General features: G+C 67.1%; 2 protein-coding genes. One reads left to right on the forward strand and one right to left on the reverse strand.

Annotated features, from left to right (window positions below):
* Positions 1-353: 353 nt before the first annotated feature.
* Positions 354-776 (reverse strand): SDR family oxidoreductase, encoded by a 423-nt coding sequence (locus ACLF3M_RS35195; protein WP_430661678.1) that lies wholly within the window; start codon positions 774-776, stop codon positions 354-356.
* A 340-nt stretch (positions 777-1,116) separates the two neighbouring features.
* Between ACLF3M_RS35195 and ACLF3M_RS35200 the strand changes: the two genes are divergently transcribed.
* Positions 1,117-1,896 (forward strand): hypothetical protein (locus ACLF3M_RS35200; RefSeq protein WP_430661677.1); only part of this gene is annotated, 780 nt, incomplete at its 3' end.

Raw genomic sequence — 1,896 nt, forward strand, 5'->3', positions numbered from 1 at the left:
ACGGTTACGATGAGCCAGAAATCCTCCGCTCCTCAACTTCCCCGATCTGTCCCAAAGGCGCCGACGCCGGACACTCCAGTCCTCGACCCAGCTTCATGCGGTCGAGGAGGGGGGAGGAGATGCACGGGCAGCCTAGGGATGATGGGACGCGAAAGGCTGATTGACGAATGCAGAATGCGGCGTGCCAGAGGCGCAGCAGCAGCACGAGCGCGCGGCGGAGCAAGCGTTTGGGCTCCGAAAATACCGGCGAAATGCGTCGCCGGTAGGATGCTTTGAACCCGTGATGCGACGCGACGCGCACTGGCGCCTAAAGCGGGATTCTGCCCGGATTTGGTCGCGCAGGGGCGTCGGCCCTATTTGGCATGAGGCGCGCGCCTCGCTTCCACTCCGATCCCGCCGCCAATGCCTGCCGGCCGCGCAAACCTGCTGGAGATGACCTCGCCGTGTCCGCGCCAGGGCTTCGTCGAGGTTCCTGACGATGTCATCGCTACTAAGCACGGCTGCGTACGCTTCAACGACGCCGCGGCCGAGTAGACTGCCCGCGCGCGCCCATTACTCAGGCCTGGATCGACAGACCCCCGTCCACCCATCAGCAGCTGGCCCGTGACGAAGGCGCTACCCGGCGAGAGTAGGAAGAGCGCGGCGCCGGCAACGTCCTGCGGCGTCGCCCAGCGGCCGAGCCGCGTGCGGCCGAGCACGAAGGCATCGAGCGTGGGATCCTGCGCCAGCTTCGCCGTCATCCCGGCCAGTACAAGGCCGGGGAGACAGCGTTGCAGCGGAAGCGGCTGGTTGTCTCAGTCGGGCAGCCGAAGGCCGTCGCGATCGCTGTGCGCGGCGTGGCCGGACGGCGGCGCTGGTCGAAGCTGCGGGAATGGCTCTGCGCCGCATCTCGCGCGGCGCAGCACCTACCTATGGTGCGGCTAACGAGATCGAAGCCGCAGTGAGTCAGGCGAAGCTCGGCGAGGTTTCCGGAGTCAGCCGCACTGCTAGGCCGGCGTTGAGCAGCGAAGACCGAGCCGACTGGCCTCCTTCCTGATGGCAAAGGCCACAGCGCGGCGATAGGCTCTGTCCGTCCGAGCGGAAGCGTCGGCCAACAGGATCGTCGAGGACACGCACATGGAAGCGATTTCAAGGCGCGGGGCGCTGGCCGCGTCCGCCGCGGGTGCATTGCTGGCAGCCACGCTCGACGCCGCGGCCCAAAGTGCTGCTCGGCCTGCAAGCTCCGCGTCGCCCGAATTGGAAGATCTGCGCAAACTTTTCGAAGCCGCTCGCTCCAACGGACCCGACCTCGCGCAGTTGATGACCCGCTACCTTCCGGGTCTGCAGGCAGGGGGTGCCGCCGCCGTGCCCGCGGCATCTGCCACTCCCACGGCCGGCACCACCACGGTCGGCACTGCCGCGTCCGGCAACGTCGCAGCGGTCTGGGGGCAGGACTTTCTGTTCGCCCTCGCCTCCGATGAACCCGCCACAATCGCGATCGACGGGTGGTCGCCGGTACCGATGACCAGGGTGTCCGGCACGAACTTCTGGCACCGGCTGGAGACGCTGCGCATCGGCGCCACCCACACTTTCACGCTGTACTCCGGCGGGCGTGACGTCGGGACGAACTCAGTTGCCGGTTACACACCGGACAGCTATCCGATCCCTGGCGCGGCGCAAGGCACGCTTTCTGAGCGCCGTACCGTCACCAGTCGCATATACGGGGGCGCTACGGCGAACTACTGGCTGTACGCCAACGCCGGCATCGACACCGTGCGCGGCGCACCGCTGATGGTCTGGCAGGACGGGCAGAACTGCGTTGGCGAGCGCGACCTCATCAACTTCCGCCTGCAGACTGTGACCGACAACCTCGTGCACCAGAAGCGCATCCCGCCAATGGTGCATCTGCTTCTCGCC

Source organism: Falsiroseomonas sp. HW251 (assembly GCF_050563545.1).
Classification (GTDB): domain Bacteria; phylum Pseudomonadota; class Alphaproteobacteria; order Acetobacterales; family Acetobacteraceae; genus Falsiroseomonas.